The sequence below is a fragment of the Myxococcus faecalis genome, from assembly GCF_050039385.1.
Classification (GTDB): domain Bacteria; phylum Myxococcota; class Myxococcia; order Myxococcales; family Myxococcaceae; genus Myxococcus; species Myxococcus fulvus.
In genome coordinates, this window is record NZ_CP144336.1 from 8423486 (window position 1) to 8442460 (window position 18975).

The 18975-nt window shown below is 68.7% G+C and carries 14 protein-coding genes; 7 read left to right on the top strand and 7 right to left on the bottom strand.

All coding sequences use genetic code 11. From position 1 onward, the window contains the following. Positions 1–3: 3 nt before the first annotated feature. Complete coding sequence (locus tag VZQ01_RS34100; protein ID WP_223784107.1) at positions 4–810, bottom strand: ABC transporter permease; 807 nt, start codon at positions 808–810, stop codon at positions 4–6. A gap of 42 nt (positions 811–852) precedes the next feature. Beyond that, a complete protein-coding gene (locus VZQ01_RS34105; RefSeq protein ID WP_267701194.1) occupies positions 853–1575 on the bottom strand; it encodes an ABC transporter ATP-binding protein in 723 nt (240 codons plus the stop codon). 227 nt (positions 1576–1802) lie between these two features. Between VZQ01_RS34105 and VZQ01_RS34110 the strand changes: the two genes are divergently transcribed. Then, positions 1803–2996 (top strand): aspartate kinase, encoded by a 1194-nt coding sequence (locus VZQ01_RS34110; protein WP_426745709.1) that lies wholly within the window; start codon positions 1803–1805, stop codon positions 2994–2996. Positions 2997–3336: 340 nt separating this feature from the next. Here VZQ01_RS34110 and VZQ01_RS34115 read toward each other — a convergent pair whose 3' ends face one another. After that, positions 3337–4974 (bottom strand): right-handed parallel beta-helix repeat-containing protein, encoded by a 1638-nt coding sequence (locus tag VZQ01_RS34115; protein ID WP_426745710.1) that lies wholly within the window; start codon positions 4972–4974, stop codon positions 3337–3339. 406 nt (positions 4975–5380) lie between these two features. Between VZQ01_RS34115 and VZQ01_RS34120 the strand changes: the two genes are divergently transcribed. Then, positions 5381–5773, top strand: a complete 393-nt coding sequence (locus VZQ01_RS34120) for a LysM peptidoglycan-binding domain-containing protein (RefSeq protein ID WP_141324405.1) — start codon at positions 5381–5383, stop codon at positions 5771–5773. Positions 5774–5782: 9 nt separating this feature from the next. Here VZQ01_RS34120 and VZQ01_RS34125 read toward each other — a convergent pair whose 3' ends face one another. Then, the gene (locus VZQ01_RS34125; RefSeq protein WP_426745712.1) at positions 5783–6223 is read right to left on the bottom strand and encodes a hypothetical protein; all 441 of its coding nucleotides are present in this window, start codon (positions 6221–6223) and stop codon (positions 5783–5785) included. A gap of 229 nt (positions 6224–6452) precedes the next feature. Between VZQ01_RS34125 and VZQ01_RS34130 the strand changes: the two genes are divergently transcribed. Then, positions 6453–9122: an ATP-dependent Clp protease ATP-binding subunit gene (locus tag VZQ01_RS34130; RefSeq protein WP_426745713.1), complete on the top strand. Its 2670-nt coding sequence runs from the start codon at positions 6453–6455 to the stop codon at positions 9120–9122. Here VZQ01_RS34130 and cutA read toward each other — a convergent pair. The 3 genes from cutA to VZQ01_RS34145 all read right to left on the bottom strand — a co-directional run bounded on the left by cutA (position 9117) and on the right by VZQ01_RS34145 (position 11204). After that, the gene (gene cutA / locus VZQ01_RS34135; protein ID WP_223784111.1) at positions 9117–9443 is read right to left on the bottom strand and encodes a divalent-cation tolerance protein CutA; all 327 of its coding nucleotides are present in this window, start codon (positions 9441–9443) and stop codon (positions 9117–9119) included. The two genes, VZQ01_RS34130 and cutA, sit on opposite strands and share 6 nt — an antisense overlap. 76 nt (positions 9444–9519) lie before the next feature. Further along, on the bottom strand, positions 9520–10482 hold the full coding sequence (locus VZQ01_RS34140; protein WP_426745714.1) for an ATP-binding protein: 963 nt from the start codon (positions 10480–10482) through the stop codon (positions 9520–9522). Positions 10483–10541: 59 nt separating this feature from the next. Then, the gene (locus VZQ01_RS34145) at positions 10542–11204 is read right to left on the bottom strand and encodes a hypothetical protein (RefSeq protein ID WP_141324400.1); all 663 of its coding nucleotides are present in this window, start codon (positions 11202–11204) and stop codon (positions 10542–10544) included. A gap of 281 nt (positions 11205–11485) precedes the next feature. Between VZQ01_RS34145 and VZQ01_RS34150 the strand changes: the two genes are divergently transcribed. From VZQ01_RS34150 to gltG, 4 genes are all read left to right on the top strand, one after another. Next, positions 11486–15073 (top strand): tetratricopeptide repeat protein, encoded by a 3588-nt coding sequence (locus VZQ01_RS34150; RefSeq protein ID WP_223745731.1) that lies wholly within the window; start codon positions 11486–11488, stop codon positions 15071–15073. Beyond that, a complete protein-coding gene (gene gltE, locus VZQ01_RS34155) occupies positions 15073–16533 on the top strand; it encodes an adventurous gliding motility TPR repeat lipoprotein GltE (RefSeq protein ID WP_426745715.1) in 1461 nt (486 codons plus the stop codon). Before VZQ01_RS34150 ends, gltE begins: the two co-directional genes overlap by 1 nt. Positions 16534–16661: 128 nt before the next feature. Beyond that, positions 16662–16940: an adventurous gliding motility protein CglF gene (gene cglF, locus VZQ01_RS34160; RefSeq protein WP_223745733.1), complete on the top strand. Its 279-nt coding sequence runs from the start codon at positions 16662–16664 to the stop codon at positions 16938–16940. Positions 16941–17019: 79 nt separating this feature from the next. Then, positions 17020–18975, top strand: coding sequence for an adventurous gliding motility protein GltG (gltG, locus tag VZQ01_RS34165; protein ID WP_223745734.1), 1956 nt, complete (start codon positions 17020–17022; stop codon positions 18973–18975).

Sequence of the window (18975 nt, forward strand, 5' to 3'; positions counted from 1 at the left end):
ACGTCACGAGACCCAGCGTCGCGCTTCCACGGTGCGGTGCGTGAGCACCAGCGAGAAGACGATGACGGAGGCGAAGAAGACGAAGCTCTTCACGTCCAGGATGCCCTTGAGCAGGTTCTGCAGCTGCGCGTCGAAGGACAGGTGCATCAGCACCGAGCGCGCCGGCTCCTCGGCCCCCTGCGCCACGCCGGACAGCAGCATCCACGGCAGCAGCACCGCGAAGGTGAGGAAGGCCGCGAGCATCTGGCTCTCCGTCAGCGCGGAGATGAACATGCCCACCGCCATGCACGTCGCGCCCCACAGGAGGATGCCGCCGTAGCCCAGCATCACCGTGGACCACTCCAGCGCGGTGCCGGAGTCCGCCTTGCCGAACGCGGAGAGCACCACCGGGAAGACGAGCGTGAGGCCCAGCGTGGCGCAGATGATGCCGACTCCACCCAGGTACTTGCCCAGCACGATTTCGATGGGGCGCACCGGCGCGGTCATCAGCAGCTCGAGGGTCTTGTTGCGCTTCTCCTCCGCGAACAGGCGCATGGAGAGGAAGGGGGCGACGAACAGGGTGATGATGATGACGATGCCCCACAGCTGGACGACGACGCCGTCGGTGAGGTTGCGGTACGCGGTGAAGTCCTCGGGCAGCTGGGACCAGTTCGTGCGCCGCGCCATCTCCTGCACCTGCTGGAAGCGCTCCAGCAGGCCCACGAAGAAGAAGGACGAGAGCGCCACCATCGCCGTGAAGACGCCATAGGCCCACGGGGTGGTGAAGTAGAGGGACAGCTCCTTGCGAGCGATGGCCAGGGCGATGCGCATGGGCCGACGGGTTTCCTTGGAAGGGGGACGAAAGGCGCGCGCTCAGGCGGCGGTCAGCTTGATGAAGACTTCTTCCAGCGACGCGCTCTCGGCGGTGCCCTGGGTTCCGGCCAGCTTGCGGAGGTCGTCGTAGGCGGCGATGCGCCCCTGGTTGAGGATGAGGACCTTCTCGCACGTCATCGTCACCTCCGGGAGGATGTGCGTGGAGAGGATGACGGTGTGCTTGCCCGCGAGGCTCTTGATGAGCGCGCGCACCTCGGCGCGCTGGGCGGGGTCGAGCCCTTCGGTCGGCTCGTCGAGGATGAGCACCGGCGGCGAGCCGAGCAGCGCCTGGGCGATGCCGGTGCGCTGCTTGTAGCCCTTGGACAGGTTCGCGAGGACGCGGCCCAGTACGTGGGTGACGCCGGTGAGGGCGGCCACACGCTCCACCTCGGTCTTCTGCTCACGCGAGGGCAGGCGCTTGAGCGAGGCGACGAAGCGCAGGTAGCTCTCCACGGTCATCTCCGGGTAGAGCGGCGGCGTCTCCGGCAGGTAGCCGATGCGGCGCTTCACCTCGAGCGGATGCCGGTGGACGTCGAAGCCACCCACCCGGGCCACTCCCTCCGACGCGGGGAGGAAGCCGGTGAGGATCTTCATCGTGGTGGACTTGCCCGCGCCGTTGGGCCCGAGGAAGCCGAGGATTTCGCCCTCTTCGACGCTGAAGGTGAGGTCGTCGATGGCCACGCGGTCGCGATACCGCTTGGTGAGGTGCTGCACCTCGATCATCGCCATGGGGAGGCTCCAGGAAGACGTGCTCGACCTGGGCCGCCGGCCGTGGAGGTGTGTCTCGGACGGCCCGGGCAGAACCGCCGCCGACTATAGGAGGGGTCTTCGGGGTGTCAAGGCGACGCCCGGCGAGTGGCCTGGGTGCTTCCCTTCGCTGGCCGGGCTCCTGCAAGACTCCACTCCGGTGTGGTTCCCCGGACACGCCCAAGAAGGGTAGTGAGACGCTCATGCCTATCGTGGTCCAGAAGTACGGCGGCTCGTCGGTGGCCGACGTGGAGAAGATTCGCAAGGTGGCGCGCCGGGTGAAGGACAAGCGCGACGCCGGGTACCAGGTGGTGGTGGTGGTGAGCGCCATGGGCGACACCACGGACGAGCTGCTGGCGCTGGCCAAGCAGGTGTCCCCGGACCCCGCGCGGCGGGAGCTGGACATGCTGCTGACGTGCGGCGAGCGCATCTCCATGGCGCTGCTGTCCATGGCGCTCCAGGAGATGGAGGTGCCGGCCATCAGCTTCACGGGCAGCCAGAGCGGCATCATCACGACGGACGCGCACGCGCAGGCGCGAATCGTGGAGGTGCGGCCCTACCGCATCCACGACGAGCTGGCGCGGGGCAAGGTGGTCATCGTCGCCGGCTACCAGGGCGTGTCCTACAAGAAGGAGGTCACCACGCTGGGGCGCGGCGGCTCGGACACGACGGCGGTGGCGCTGGCCGCGGCGCTGGAGGCGGAGGCGTGTGAGATCTACTCGGACGTGGATGGCATCTTCAGCGCGGACCCGCGCGTGGTGCCGGACGCCCACAAGCTGGAGTCGCTGAGCTACGACGAGATGCAGGAGCTGGCGAGCGCGGGAGCCAAGGTGCTCAACGCGCAGGCGGTGGAGTGGGCGAAGTCGCGCGGCATCGCCATCCTCGCGCGCACGGCGCACGCGGAGGGCAGCGGCACGGTGGTGCGTGAGCTGACCGCGCCGTCGGACAGTCGCATCAAGGGCGTCACCGCGGACGCGGAGCTGGCGGTGCTCGCGGCGGGCGCCGAGGTACCGCTGGCGGAGCTCCTGGAGTTCCTGGACGCCCGGGGCGTGCGAGGCCGCTCGCTCGGGTACGACGGGCTGACTGGGGGCGCCGGGCACGCGTACCTGCTGGTGCCGCTGGCGGACATCCACGGGCCGGAGGCGCTGCGCAAGGAGCTGGCCACGCGCTTCGGCGCGGCGGTGACGTGGCGCGAGGAGCTGGGCACCGTCACGTGCGTGGGCGTGGGCCTCAACGCGGACTGGGCGCCCTTGCGTCAGTCGCTGGCGGCGGCGGAGGAGCTGGGCGCGAAGGTGCATGCCGCTCACACGTCTCCGCTCCAGCTCACGCTCCTGGTGGACAAGCCGCACCTGAAGCCGCTCACGGCGCGGCTGCACCGCGAGCTGCTCGGCGCGTAGAGGCGAGGACCGACGGCGACACGGCTCTCGCACGTTGGATGCATGAGGCTGTGCCGCCGCCGCTTGGCGCGTAGCGGGGCGCTCTGCTCGACCTGCTCGCCAGCATTGGGTGCATGAGGCTGGGCGTCACAGGCTGTGCAGGGCGCGGCGGTTCGCGGCGCGGCCAACGGGCGCAAGCCTTCCGTGGTGGCGCTGCGGCGGGCGTGGGTCCTCTCCTGACAGCCCACCGGGACGTCGCAGCGTCGCTGAGCGGGCGGATGCCGCGAGCCTCGAATTCGCGACTCACCGCGCGAAGCAACCTCCCACGCGACAGCCCGCGTGGGAGGTCATCACCCGCGTGCTACTCGGTGAGCTCCGCCGTCGCCGTCTGCAGGCCGGTGGGACAGTCGGACTCGATGGCGCCCACGTCCGGCGCGGCGCCGCAGTAGGGCAGGCCCAGGTCCATGCCCTTGTCCACCGCGCCCGGCCCGGGCTCGAGCGAGTCCGTGTCGACCAGCGCGTTGAGCGCCTCGATGGAGGTGACGTCCTGGCCCTCCTGCTGCTTCCACGCGGCGAACAACGTCCCCACCCACGACAGCTCGGGGACGAAGAAGTTGCCCGTCGTGAAGTTGGCGCCCGGCCGGTAGAGGTTGGACTCCATCTTCAAGCCCGGCGCGCTGTGGCCCAGGTGCACCGCGTTCTTCGTGTCGAAGATGTTGTTGCGCACGGCCACGTTGGTGGAGTCGCCCCCCGTGCCGTGGCCGAGCACCAGCGCGAACCCGTTCGTCCCCGTCACGGTGTTGTGCAGCACGCGCACGTCCACGCCGTTCTCGATGCGGATGGCGGAGCCCTCGGGCGTCTTCAGGTTGAAGATGCGGTTGCGCCGGATGGACACGTTGGTGGGCGGGGCATTCAAGCGGTTGCCGCCGATGGCGACGCCCAGCGAGGACTGCGAGATGTCGTTGTCCTCGATGATGATGTTCTTCGCGGAGTAGTGCACCACGATTGCCTCGCCCCGCGACGTCGCGGACTTGGTGAAGCCGTGCATCCGGTTGCCGCGCACCGTGACGTCGTGGCACGTCTTGATGTCCACCGCGTTCTCGCGGTTGTCATACATGTCGTTGCCCTCGATGAGGACCCCGGCGGCGGGCGCGTCGTTGCTGAAGCCCTCGGGCCCCAGGCACTGCACGGAGTCACCCGAGTTGTCGTGGATGTCGTTGCCGCGCACGGTGATGTTCTTCGACGTGGGGGCGATGACGACGCCGTGGGAGTCGGTGCTCCCCTGGGCGAAGTGGTGGATGTGGTTGTTCTCGATGGTGACGCCCCGCGCGCCGGCGTCGGTGCTGATGCCGCTGCCGAAGGAGCCGTGGTGCAGGTCGTTGTTCGCCAGCACGCTGCCCTGCGTGTCACCGGCGAACGTCACCGCGACCTGGCGCTGGCCGCGCACGTCGAACTCGAAGCCCTCGATGCGCCAGTTCGGCCGCTGCACGAGCGCCATGTACCACCCGCCCGAGGTGGGGACGATCTTCGCCTTGCCCTCACCACGCAGGGTGATGGGCGCGCTCGCGGTGCCCGCGCGCACGCTGGAGTCGAACACCAGCTTCTCCGCATAGGTGCCCGCCTGGACGCGGATGATCTCGCCTGGACCCGCCAGGGTGATGGCCTTGGAGATGGTGCGCAGCGGCCTCGACTCGTTGCCGGCCGCGGAGTCGTTGCCGGACGGACTCACGAACCACTCGCGGGAGTACTGGGGCTCGGTGGGCGCCTCGGGTGAGGGCGTGTCCGGAGTGGTGGGCGTCGTTGGAGACGGTGTTGGAATCTCCGTGACGGGGGGCGTGGGGGCCGGCTCGGGCTGCTGGGGATTGCCGGTGGACGGGAGGGTGGGGCGGGTGGGGTTGGGGATGGCGCCCGAGGGGGAGGTGGACTCCGTGTTTCCGGTACAGGCGAGGCCTCCCACGGAGAAAGCTCCGATGAGGCACAGGCTGCGCAGCGTGGACATGGGGGGTTGACTCCTCTGGGGGGGTGAGCGAGCCAATGAACGTCCGGGAGGGCGAGCGCTATTCTGGCTCCCCGCGCCGTCCGTTCCCTCGTGAAGCAGGCGACCTGTCTTCCTTCCCGCGCGAGAAGCACTGGTGAAGGAGGGCCGTGGCTCGGTCCATTCCGGTACCACGAAGCGCCAAGCCGATGGAACGTCACTCGTGCTCGGCCACTTGACGGGCGGCGATGGCTCGCAAGGCCCGTCGTCGAGCGACGAGGCAGTCACTCGCGACGGTGTCCGTTACGCGGCGAACACGAGGGCCTGGAGGGCGAGACAGGAGTCGAGGCGGGCGTGCCTACAGTGCGCCGCCTCGCACGCTGGCCGCTGCGTGGACATCGTGCGACCGGACCCGACAGGAGGAGCGCCCATGGCCCTGCAGAACGACTATCAGGACGTGCTCGAGGTGGCGAAGACGGTTGGCGCGAAGGTCGAGTCCCGAGAGGAGAACGGGAAGCTCATCCTCAAGGGCTCGGTGGACCACGCGTGGGACCGCGACCGCATCTGGGATCAGATCAAGGCGAAGCACGCGAACTGGCAGCAGGAGATCATGGTCAACCTCACCGTGACGAACGCGGAGCCGTACGGCCTCTACACGGTGAAGTCCGGCGACACGCTGGGGAAGCTGGCCAAGGACATCTACGGGGACGTGAAGCTGTACCCCAAGATTTTCGAGGCCAACAAGGACCAGCTCAAGGACCCGGACAAGATCAAGGTGGGCCAGGTGCTCAAGCTGCCGCCCAAGTCGATTGCGCAGGCCTGACGGAGCCGGTCAGGGCAGCAGGCCCGGGATGCTGCCACCGGGCCTCGGCGTGAGGTGGAAGCGGATGGTGCCTGGCGCCAGCAGACACGCCGGAGGCACGGGGGCCGGGAGGATGGCCCGGTGCGGCGGCCGCGAGCACATGCCGAGCAGCGGTCCGGTGGAGTAGGGCGCCCAGGGCCATCCACGCTCCACCCGCTCCGGGAGACGGGGCGGCTCGGGGGCGTCGCTCAGGGCGAGCGAGTCCTCCTCGGGCAGCGGCGTCGTGTCCGGCACGAAGACGATGCCCTCGGGGATGGGCTCCTCGCGCTCCGGTGTCCCGATGATGGCCGCGATGCGCTCGGCGCCCTCATCCCGCGACGCGACCCGTCCCGAAGTACACGCACACAGCACCGTGGCGCCCAGGAGCGCGAGGCGTACGGGACAGGCTTGGATGGTCATGCGACGGGACATGGCTCTCCGGGCGCTCGGTCCAATGTTCCCGTGCGGCCGACCCGAAAGGAAGATGTGCGGCCGGCCTCACACGGGGGCAATGTCCCCGGGGATGAGGTGGGGCGCTCATGTGTGTCCACCCTCCGAGGAGCTGGAGGGCACCTCGTCAGCACGCCTGCTCGTGGCCGAGCCCCACGCCCGCCTCCGTCCCTAGCTTGCCCGAGGGAGTGGAGCGCGGAGGTCGTCGACCATGCTGTGTCAGAACTGTGGAACGCGCCCGGCCGCGGTCCAGCTCAAGAAGCGGATGGAGGGACAGGAGACGACCCTCCAGCTCTGCAACCACTGCGCGAGCGCGATGGGCGTGGGGCTGAGCGGAGCGAACGGCTTCGGCAGCCTGGAGAGCCTCGTCGAGCAGTTGATGGGCCCTCGCCCGCGGAGCCGGGAGAACCTGCTCACGCAGCTGTCGGAGATGGCGCAGCAGGTGTTGGAGCGCTCGGCGCGGATGACGCTCGACTCGGGCTATGAGCGGATGCGCATCGAGCATCTGCTGTTGTCGTTGTTGCACTCGGTGCCGGAGCTGCGCGAGTCGCTCAAGCACCTGGGCGCGCCCGTGGACGAGTTCGAGACGCGACTGGACGCGGTGATGCCGCGCCGCGAGCCTCGCAAGGCGGCCGTCGTCGCGCTGTCCTCCGGCGTCAAGCGCGTGCTCCAGATCGCGCGGCTCCAGGCCCTGCAGATGGGACACAGCTTCATCGGCCCCGAGCACCTGTTGCTGGGCATCCTGATGGAGGCGGAGAGCTTCGCCGCGCAGTTCCTCTCGGGCGTCGACGTCAACGAGCTGCGCAAGCGCCTGATGGCCTCGATAGGGGGCCCGGCCACGCCCGCGCCCGGAGGCGCAGCCCGTCAGGGGAGCGGAGGCCTGCCTCCGAACCTCACGCGCTTCACGCGGGATGTGTCCGCGCTCGCGCGAGCCGGCGAGCTGGACCCGGTCATCGGGCGCGAGAAGGAGATCAGCCGCGTCATCCGCATCTTGAGCCGCAAGACGAAGAACAACCCGGTGCTCATCGGCGAGCCGGGTGTGGGCAAGACGGCCATCGCGGAGGGGCTCGCGCAGCGAATCATCTCGGGGGATGTGCCGGAGGTGCTCAAGGACAAGCGCGTGTTGTCGCTGGACCTGGGCAGCGTGCTGGGAGGCACGAAGTTCCGGGGCGAGTTCGAGGAGCGCTTCAAGGGACTGATGGATGAGATTCGCGCCCTCAAGGGGCAGATCATCCTCTTCATCGACGAGGTGCACACGGTGGTGGGGGCGGGCGGCGCGGAGGGCGCGGTGGACGCGTCCAACCTGCTCAAGCCCGCCCTGGCGCGGGGCGAGCTCCAGTGCCTGGGCGCCACGACGCTGGACGAATACCGCAAGAACATCGAGAAGGACGCCGCGCTGGAGCGCCGTTTCCAGCCGGTCATGGTGGCCGAGCCCACGCCGGAGCAGGCCATCGAAATCCTGCGTGGGCTGCGCGACGCGTACGAGGCGCACCACCGGGTGAAGATTCTGGACACGTCGCTGACGGCGTCCGTCGAGCTGTCGGACAAGTATGTCAATGACCGCTTCCTGCCGGACAAGGCCATCGACCTGCTCGACGAGGCCTCCGCCATGGTGCGCCTGGGCGCGCGCACCGCGCCGGACCGCCTGGGCGAGGTGGAGGCGATGCTGGAGCAGAAGGAGAAGGACAAGAGCGCCGCGGTGGCGGGGGAGCGCTACGAGGAGGCCAGCCGCCTCAAGGGCGAAATCGAGACGCTGCGCACCGAGCTGGAGGGGCTGCGGACCCAGTGGCAATTGAAACGCGGTGTCACCGAGCCCTCCGTGACGCCCGAGGACATCGCCACGGTGGTGAGCGAGTGGACGGGCATCCCCGCGCGCAAGCTGCAGCAGGAGGAGAGCCAGCGACTCTTGGAGATGGAAGACGCGCTGAAGCAGCGCGTGGTGGGGCAGGAGGACGCGCTCCGGGCCATCGCTGAAGCCGTGCGCCGTGCGCGCGCGGGGCTGAAGGACCCGAACCGGCCCATCGGCTCGTTCCTGTTCCTGGGGCCCACGGGCGTGGGGAAGACGGAGACGGCGCGCGCGCTGGCCGACTACCTGTTCAACGACGAGGCCGCGATGATCCGCCTGGACATGTCCGAGTTCCAGGAGCGCCACACCGTGAGCCGTCTCATCGGCGCGCCGCCCGGTTACGTGGGCTACGAGGAGGCCGGTCGGTTGACGGAGGCGGTGCGGCGCAGGCCCTACTCGGTGCTGCTGTTCGACGAGGTGGAGAAGGCCCACCCGGACGTGTTCAACCTGCTGTTGCAAATCCTGGATGACGGCCGGCTCACGGACTCACGCGGGCGCACGGTGGACTTCAAGAACGCGGTCATCATCATGACGTCCAACCTGGGCTCGGAGGCGATGGGGGCCGCGAGGGCGGCGCTGGGCTTCCAGCGCTCGGAGGACGAGGAGAAGACGGGCCGGGAGCGCGCCAGCGAGGCGGTGATGAACGCGCTGCGCGGCCACTTCCGTCCGGAGTTCATCAACCGCATCGACGACATCATCGTCTTCCATCCGCTCAACCCCGCGCAGTTGAGGCGCATCGTCGACACGATGCTGGAGGCCACCCGCCGCAAGCTGCACGGGCAGAACCTGCGCCTGGAGCTGACGGACGCGGCGCGCGACGCGCTGGCGGAGCGGGGCTTCGAGCCGCGCTATGGGGCAAGGCCCCTGCGCCGCGTCATCCAGCGCGAACTGGAGACGGAGATCAGCCGCATGCTGCTCCGAGGCTCGGTGAGCGAGGGCCAGCGTATCCTCGTCGACTTCCAGGACGGACACTTCGTCTTCACCGCGGACGCCGGTGTCTCCGTCACGCCCGAGCCGACGACAGCCCCGTCATGACGGCGCGCGGGTGCTGTCCAGGATCCAGGCCAGGTAGGGCGCATGGCCACCGGCGATGTCGAAGCGCAAGACTTCCGGCACGTCGTAGGGGTGCAGCTCGACGATGCGCGAGCGCAGGGCGTCGAAGAGGGAGGCGCGCGTCTTGAAGAGGATGAGCGCCTCCGCGTCGTCCTGCACCTTGCCCTCCCAGTGGTAGATGGAGCGCAGCCCGGGGAGGATGTTGCCGCACGCGGCGAGCTGCTCCTCCACGAGGCTTCGCGCCAGCTCGGCGGCCTTGTCGGCGGAGGGCGCGGTGACGAGGACGAGGATGGCGTCGGTCATCCGCGCATTGACGCAAAGGACCCGCGGGCACGTCCACTGTCGTGAGCCGGAATACCCGGCTCCGACCCGGAAGCGCTCAGCGGCCCGCGCTGCGCATTCCCGCGGGCGGGTTGTGCAGCGAGTCCATCTCCTGCCGCGTGCGCCGACGGTCCGGCGTGTCCTTCGGCAGCTCCACGAAGGTGCACATCTCGCACAGGCGGCTGTAGATGCGCTCGCCCACGCGCTCGCGCAGCAGCTCGTAGTCCTTCACCGCGGCACGCGCGTCCTCCGTGGACCGGTAGCCCGTGGGCCCGTGGGTGCGCTGCTTCTTCTCCGGCTCCAGCGAGTAGTTCGTGGCGAACAGCGTGGTGCGCCCCGCGTTGTAGCGGCGGGCGATGAGCTCATCGAGCGTCTCCATCTCGAAGGGACTGCCGCGCCCCTTGCCCAGCTCGTCGATGGCCAGCACCTCCACCTCCGACAGCGGTCCGATGATCTCCCCGCCGCTCTTGCCCTCCTGGAAGCCGCGCCGGATGGTGGCGTAGAGCAGCGAGATCTCCACGTACCGCGCCCGCACGCCCACCTCGATGACCAGGTGGCCGAGCGTGGCCGCGAGCAGGTGCGTCTTCCCCGTGCCCACCGGGCCACTCAAGATGAAGCCCTTGGACGTCGCGCCCTTCACGTACTGGTGGCCGAAGTGCATCGCCACGCCGCGGCCCCGGTCCTGCGCCTCGTTGAAGGCCCGGTAGTTGTCGAACGACGCATGCGCCACCACGCCGGGCAGCCGCACCTCGTTGTAGAGCGACACGCGCCGCCGCCGCCGCGTGCACGAGCACGGCTCCATCACCTCGTAGCGCTTGGGACCCACCTTCTGGCTGAAGACGGCCTCGCGCTCCACGAGCACATGGCCACGTCCCTCGCAGACGGAGCAGCTCTCCGAGCACACGCACACGCGCGCCTGGGCCTGGTCTCCCTGCCGTTCGATGACGTACGTCCGGCCGGAACACACACGGCAGCCGTCGCCGCCCACCTTCGCTCCCACACCCATCTCGCGCATCGCCATAGCAGAGCCCTTCCCCGTCCCCTCGTGAACTGAACACACGAGCAGTGTCGGGCCGCTTCTCACACTTCCTTCACGCCCAGTCGTCGCCGCACCGCCGCCACCAGGCGAAAGCGCCGCGACAGCTTCCTCGCGCGCACGGACATCACCTGTTGTTCGCTACCCACCGAAAGCGCGTCGCGCCACACCTGGTGACGTTGAGAGAAGGGCAGGGCGCGCAGGAGCACCAGGAAGCTCAAGGACTCCTGGGCATCCAGCGCGGAGGGCTCCTCCGGAACGCGGGCCAGCACCGTCCCACGCAGCCACGCCACCCGGGGCGCCAGCGTGGAGTCCCGCCCCGCCAGGTCCTCGAGCGCGTCCACCAGCCGGGCGTGTCGGGTCTCTTCCCACGACAGCGCCTTGCGACGTCGCGAGGGGGCCTCCGGCTCCGCGGCCACGCCCGCGCCCGCCGCCAGCGCGCGGTACTTCTTGATCTCCGCGTCCACCTGCCGCCGGCACGCGCGCAGGTTGCGCAGCACCGGCTCACCCGGACGCGCATCCCACAGGGCCTTCTCCGCGGAGCGGGAGATGCCTCGCGCCACCACCTCGAAGGGCACACCCTCCCGGGCCCACGCCGTGAGCAGCTCCGTGTCCAACGCCGACAACATGAGCCCCGCGCCACGCACCGCGAGGAAGTAGTCCTGCACCAGCTCCTCGAAGCTGGCGCTCTCCGGCAACAGGCTCATGATCCAGCGCGACTCCCTGCAGGGCGACCGGACAGCCGGCCGTCCGCTCCCCCATACCCGGTGGGTCCGACAAGGCAACCACCTTGTCGTCCTTTTCACAGTCGTTCTGGAAGTTTGCCGGCATGCTTTCCACTTCTGGAGCGGCCAGCCAGTCAGGGTTGACCCTGCCCTTGGAAACCGCGCATAGTGGTTCTCCCCGAATGGAAATTCCCGAAGATTCCCGGCCACTTGGCTGTCTGGCAAGCAACCGGGGACGCCGGTCCCCCCCGCTTAGGAAGACCATGCGCCGTTCGCTCCTCGTCTGCCTCGTGCTCCTGGCCACGGCCTCCGCTGCTCAGGAGAAGAAAGCGCCGCGTGACGCCGACCTCGGCAGGAAGTCCGCCACCGCGGTGGACAAGTCCCTTGCCGGAGACATCACGCGAGAGAAGAAGAAGGAAGAAGTCGCTCCCGCGCTCCAGTACGACCAGTTCCGCCTCGGCGTCGAGTTCCAGGTGGCTTCCAAGCGGCGCGAGCAGATCGCCTCGCTGAAGAAGATCATCTCGCTGTCGCCGGACCCGAAGGAGGTCCCCAGCCTGTTGTTCCGGTTGGGTGAGTTCTATTGGGAGGAATCGAAGTTCTATTTCTTCGAGGCCAACCGCAAGGACGACGACCTGCTCAAGGCGATGAACGCCAACGACGCCGCGGGCCAGCAGCGCGCCAAGGCGGAGAAGGCGGAGCTCGTCGCCAGGCAGAAGGAGTACGGCAAGCTCGCCGTCGAGCAGTACACGAAGATCGTCCAGGAGCACCCGAAGTTCGAGCGCACGGACGAGGTGCTCTTCTTCCTCGGTCAGTACCTGATGGAGGAGGGCCAGGACAGGAAGGCGCTCGTCGCCTTCAAGCGCCTGGTGGAGAAGCACCCGACGTCCAAGTTCATCCCCGACGCGTACCTGGCGTTCGGCGAGTACTACTTCAACAACTCCAAGGGCAAGCGCCCGGAGCTGGAGAAGGCGCTGGTGGCCTACAAGAAGGCCGCCGAGTTCCCCGAGAGCCAGGTGTACGCGTTCGCCCTCTACAAGCAGGGTTGGTGCCACTACAACCTGGGCGACTACGAGGCGGCGAAGGACAAGTTCAAGACGGTGGTGCTCTACGGCGAGCTGGCCGGCGCCAACGCGGTGGAGAAGGACGGCGGCAAGAGCGGCCGTGGCTCGCTGGTGCGCGAGGCCCGCACGGACTACGTGCGCGCGTACGCGCATCAGGGTGACGTGGCCCAGGCGCGCGCGGACTTCGGCAAGGTCGCGTCCAATCCGGACGACCGCTTCACGATGATGAAGCAGCTCGCCAACATGTACTACGGCGACGGCAAGGACCGCGAAGCGGCGCTGACCTTCAACTCCCTCATCAAGGAGAAGCCGCTGTCGCCCGAGGCGCCCGGCTTCCAGGGGAAGATCGTCGACTGCATCCTGCGCATGGGCAACAAGGAGCGCACCGTGGCCCAGGTGCGCCGGCTCGTGAAGATCATGAAGGAGGTCGAGGGCTCCGGCGTGATCAAGGAGGACAAGGACAAGAAGCTGCTCGCCGAGGCGAAGGAGCTGTCCGAGCGCACCCTGTCCAACCTGGCCGTCACCTGGCACAACGAGGGCAAGAAGACGCGCAACGAGGACACGTTCCGCTACGCGGACGCCGTCTACAGCGACTACCTCACGCTCTTCCCGGACAACCCCAAGGCGTACGACCTGCGCTTCTTCTGGGCGGAGCTGCTCAACGACAACCTGCAGAACTACGAGAAGTCCGCCGCCAACTACACGCTGGTCGTCCTGCAGGACGCCAAGGTGCTGGAGGCCAAGGACGACAAGGGCAAGCCCAAGCCGGGCAAGCCGGGCAAGTGGCTGCAGAACGCCGCCTACAACGCGGTGCTCGCCTACGACGAGGTCGTCAAGACGGCCGAGTCGCGCGGCGAGGCGAAGAGCGAGGGTGTGTCTTCCGACATCACCAAGAAGGCCACCATCCCCACGCTGAAGAAGGCGCTGCTGGACGCGTGCGAGCGCTACCTCAAGTACGTGCCCAAGGGCGACAAGCGGGTGGAGATCGCCTTCAAGGCGGCCAACATCTACTACCGCCACAACCACTTCGACGAGGCGGTGCTGCGCTTCAGCGAGATCGCGCTCGGCTACCCCGAGTACAAGTTCGAGGACGGCTCGCGCGCGGCGGAGATCAGCGCCAACCTCATCCTGGACTCGTACAACCTGCTGCAGGACTTCGCGAAGGTGAACGAGTGGGCGCGCCGCTTCTACGCCAACGACAAGCTGGCGACGGGCAAGTTCCGCGACGACCTGGCGAAGCTCATCGAGCAGTCGTCCTTCAAGCTGGTCAGCCAGCTGGAGGAGAAGAAGGAGTTCGCCAAGGCGGCCGAGGCGTACCTCAACTTCGTGCACGACTTCCCGCAGACGGAGATCGCCGACCTGGCGCTCTACAACGCGTCCGTCGACTACTACAAAGCCAAGATGCTGGATAAGACCATCGAGGTCCGCGCCCGGCTCTTCGCGCAGTACCCCCGTTCCAAGTACGTGCCGGACTCCATCTACGCGAACGCGGAGGCGCTGGAGGCCATCGGCGACTTCGAGCAGGCCGCGACCACGTACGAGCTGTACGTGAAGGGCTACGAGCGCAGCCTCGGGGAGAAGGGCGGCGGCGGCGCCAAGGCGCGCGGCAAGAGCGCCAGGAACGCCAGGAAGGGCGGCGGCGACGACAACAAGCCCGCGGTGGTGCAGAAGTGGGACGAGTCCAAGGCGCAGGTGGCGCTGTTCAACGCGTCCACCTACCGCGAGGGCCTGGGCCAGACGAAGGCCGCGCTGAAGAACCGCGAGCGCTACCTGGAGCTGTGGCCGAAGGCGAAGGACGCGGACGACATCCGGCTGTCCATCATCGACCTGACCGGCAAGAGCGGCGCGGCGATGAAGGCCATCAAGATGCTGGAGGAGTACGAGCGCGACAACATGCGCTCGGCCAGCAAGTTCCTCACGGCCGAGGGTCGCATCATCGACCTGTACAAGAAGATGAACAAGACGCGCGACGTGGTGCGCATGTACAAGCGCGTGGGCGAGCACTTCGACCAGCTGCCGCGCCGCGTGCAGACCACGCTGGAGAAGCCCGCGCTGGCCACCGCCGCCCAGGCGCACTTCCTGGGCGTGGAGCCGGACTGGGCCGAGTACAAGCGCTTGAAGCTGTACTGGGGCGCCCCGCCGTCGCCGGACCGCTTCCGCGCCAGCATCCAGGACAAGAGCCGCGCGCTGCAGGTGGTGGAGAAGAAGTACGTGCAGACGGTGTCCCTGGGCGCGCCCGAGCCGTCGCTGTGCGCGCTCAACCGCATCGGCCTGGCGTACGACCACTTCGCCGACCGCGTCACCAACGCGCCCATGCCCCGCGGCCTGGACGAGGAGTCCCAGCAGGCGCTGCGCGACGAGTTCTCCAACCAGGCCCAGCCGCTCAAGGACAAGGCCACGGAGGCCTTCGCCGCCACGGTCGCCAAGAGCCGCGAGCTGGACGTGTTCAACGACTGCGCCGCCGAGGCGCTGAAGATGCTGCGCACGACCTACCAGCCGGACCGCTACCCGGAGATGCACGAGGAGAAGGTCGCCCTGAAGAGCCGCAGCCAGCTCATCGGTGGTGACGTGCTCGCGGGCATCCAGGACGTGCCGCCCCCGGCGCCCACCGCGGTGGCCGAGGCCCAGAAGAAGAAGGAGACGCTGCAGGAGGACCTCACGGACCTCACCGCGCAGCTGCGCTCGCAGACCGAGACCCAGGTGGACACCAAGTCCACCGCCTCCACCCCGGATGGCACCAAGCCCGCCAAGTCGGGCGGCGCCGACGAGGAGCCGGAGGACTTCCTCTAATGAACCGGACGACCCGTACCATGCGCCTGTTCCCCCTGCTGGCCGCCGCGGCGCTCATCGCCGCCGGCTGCTCCTCGTCCAAGGCCACCGGCCCCGCGGCTCCGTCCAAGGGCCCCGTCGCGAAGTCCCCGTCGGACGCGCCGCCGCCGCCCATCTCGAACACGGCCAAGGCCCGCTTCGAGGACGCGGTGAAGTCCTTCGACACGCAGAAGAAGGCCAAGGCGTTCGACTACCCGGCGCTGGAGCGCAAGTTCAAGTCGGCCCTGGAGTCCGACGCGAACCTGGCCGAGGCAGAGTACAACCTGGGCGTCATCGCCGAGCGCCAGGGCAACACCACCGAGGCCAAGGCTCGCTACAAGGCCGCGCTCACCAAGAAGCCCTCGCTGCGCCAGGCGTCGGAGAACCTGGCCGTCATGGAGCAGAACGCGGGCAACGTGGCCGGCGCCGTGGCCCTCTACCAGGAGGTCCTCCAGCGCTACCCGGACGACGCGCAGTCGCGCGCCCGTCTGGCGGAGATCTACCGGCAGCAGAACGACCACGACAAGGCGATGGAGCTGTCGCGCGGCGCGCTGATGCGCGACCCCGCGTCCACCACCGCGCTGAAGGTGATGATCCGCAGCTACCTGGACCGCAAGCAGCTCTCCATGGCGAAGCTGGTGGCGCTGCGCGGCGTGAAGCTGGACGGCGCGGACCCGGAGCTGCACCACCTGGTGGGCATCATCCAACTGCGCGAGGGCAACGCGGACGACGCGCGGCTGTCCTTCAAGAAGGCACTGGAGGCGCGCGACGACTATGTCCCCTCGCACGTGGAGCTGGCCCAGCTGTCGCTCGACGCGGAGGACTACCCCGGCGCCGAGGAGCACCTGCGCCGCATCCTGCAGGCGGACGGGAAGAACGCCACCGCGCACCTGAACCTGGGCCTCTCCTACAAGGGCCAGGGGCAGTACGACAAGGCGATGCAGGAGTACGACGAGGCGGAGAAGCTCGACCCGGAGCTGGCGGCGGTGAGCCTCAACCGCGCCATCATCCTGCACAAGGTGAAGGACGCACCCGAGCGCGCCCTGGAGCTCTACAAGAAGTACGTCGCCATGGCGGGTGACGGCGTGGGCCTCTCCGGTGAGTCCCCGGTCTTCGGGCTGCTGCGCGAGGCGGAGACGCTCGTCAACGCCAAGCGCGAGGCCGCCATGGCCGAGCAGCAGGCGAAGAAGATGGAGGAGCTCCAGAAGCAGCAGCAGTCCCAGATGCAGGCCGCGGAGAAGAAGAACCAGGAGAAGAACCAGGCCCCGCCCCCGGGTGGCGCCGTGGCTCCGGTGGCCGGCTCCGGCACGGGCGCGCAGGCCACGCCCGCGGGTGGGACTCCGCCCCCGTCGCCCGCACCTGCGCCCGCGCCCGCGGAGAAGAAGAATGCAAGCACGGCGGATCCTTCCGAGCCGGGTGAGCCCGAAGACGACCTGCTGTGAAAGTTGGGACGTCCCCGGGTGCCTTCGCTGTGGCGGGCCCCGGGGCGATGATGCGAACCTTCGCGGTGTCCGCGTCAGCGGACACACGGTGTGGAACGGGCCCGGCGGGGCCCGCGTGGGAGACAGTGATGCGGAAGGCTCTGATGCTGTGCGCGGTGCTCTCGGCGGCGACCGCGTTCGCCCAGGATGACGACGCCGCCAAGCCGGCGGGTGGTGGGGCGGGCGACGGCAATGTGCGCTACTCGAAGACCACCAACATCGACTTCGAGGACGACACCATCGAAGGCGACCTCACCAAGCCGGACGGCGAGTACATCGACGCCCGCGAGAGGGTGAAGCACTCGAACCTCATCCGCATCCGCGAGGACTTCGAGGACAAGGTGATGCAGTCGGTGGGCGAGCTGTAGTTTCCGCCTTCCTGCGCCGGTGGGAACCTGCCGGCGCGCGCGTTGTCATACCGGGCATTGACCCCACGCAGGAGCCTTCATGGCCGTTCCGCTGACACTCAAGGTCTTCAAGGGCGAGACGTTGGTCACGTCCAAGGACTACGAGCGCGACATCATCAAGATTGGCCGTCTGTCCTCGGCGCACCTGTGCCTGGAGGACGAGAAGGTCAGCCGCATCCACTCCGTCATCGAGGTCGCCGGCGACGGCTCCATGTCCATCATCGACATGGGCAGCGTCGAGGGGACGTATGTCAACGACAAGCGGGTCAACAAGGGCCAGCTGTCGTTCGGTGACAGGATTCGCGTGGGTGGGACGACCATCCACCTGGAGAACCCGGCCGCCGTGGCCGCGGTGAACCTGGCCGTCGCCGCCGCGAGCACCGACGCCACCACGGAGAAGAACCCCGTGCTGGCCGCGGGAGCTCCGGCCGCCGGGCTCGCGCAGGCCGCCGCCGTGGCCGCCGAGCCCGAGGCCCCCGCTCCGGCCGCCGCCGCGAGCTCGGGCGCGCTGGATGCCTCCGTCGCCGCCACGCAGAAGAACGCCATCGTGGCCGCCGAAGAGCAGCCCGCTCCCGTGGCCCGCGAGGCCGCCGCCGAGGCCGCGCCGCGTGCTCGCACCGTGCGCCGCTCCAAGTCGAGCGGTCCGCAGGGCGTGGCGCTGCGCTTCTCCTGGGGCGATCAGCGGGTGGGCGAGTTCTTCGTGGGCCCGGGCGCCAAGCGCGCCGTGGCGGTGGGCAGCGCCGCGGGCGTCGACTTCGTCATGGGGGACGCCAAGCTGGGCGGCCCGCGCTTCGAGGTGCTCCGCACCGACGGCCAGTCCTTCACCGTGCGCTTCACCGGCAAGATGAAGGGCGAGCTGGTGCGCAAGGGCGAGACGCAGGAGCTCAAGGCGGTCATCGAGTCCGGCAAGGCCTCGCACGAGGGTGACGCGTACACGCTCACGCTCGACGCGGAGGACTTCTTCTGGGTGGACCTGGGCGGCGTGACGATGGAGGCCGTCTTCCAGTCCGTTCCCAAGCGCGTCGTGGCGCCGCTGGGCGAGTCGCTGGACTACACCGCGCTCAACATCTTCCTGGTGATGTTCTTCGCGGCCACCGCGTTCGTCATCACCGCGATGAACCGCACCGGCGAGGGTGACGAGTACGCGGACGAGCTGTCCGCCAACTCCGCGCGCATCGCCAAGCTCATCATCAAGCCGCCCGAGGTGCAGAAGAACAAGTTCCTCGAGCGCCTCAATCAGCAGAAGGAGGCGAAGAAGAGCGGCGAGATGGCGGCCAAGAGCCGCGGTGACGAGGGTCAGATGGGCAAGAAGGACGCGCCCAAGACCAACAACCGCACCGCGCCCAAGGGCGACCCGAACAAGAAGGACGAGGCGCGCGCGCTGACCGCGAAGATCTTCGGCGGCGGCAAGGGCGGCATCTCCACCGTCTTCGGCAGCAAGGGCCTGGGCGGCGACCTGAAGAGCGCCATGGGCAACATGTTCGGCGCCAAGGCGGGCAACTCGGGCGGCTTCGGCGGCCTGGGCCTGCGCGGCTCCGGCGGCGGCGGCGGCGGCACGGGTGACACCGTGGGCATCGGCGGCATCGGCACCAAGGGCCGCGGCGGTGGCACCGGCAGCTACGGCACCGGCGTGGGCGTTTTGGGCGGCAAGTCCAGCGTGGACGTGGGCATCACCTCGTCCGACCCGGAGGTCATGGGCTCGCTGGACAAGGAGCTCATCCGCAAGGTCATCCAGGCCAACCGCGCGCAGATCCGCTACTGCTACGAGAGCATGCTCAACCGCTTCCCGAAGCTGGGTGGCAAGGTGGCGGTGAAGTTCGTCATCACGGCCACCGGCTCCGTGGCGTCGTCCTCGGTGGCGCAGTCCACGGCGGGCAACGCGGAGCTGGAGACGTGTGTGGCGGGCCGCGTTCGCACCTGGAAGTTCCCCGAGCCCAAGGGTGGTGGCGTGGTGGTCGTCACCTATCCATTCATCTTCAAGCAGTCCGGCGAGTAG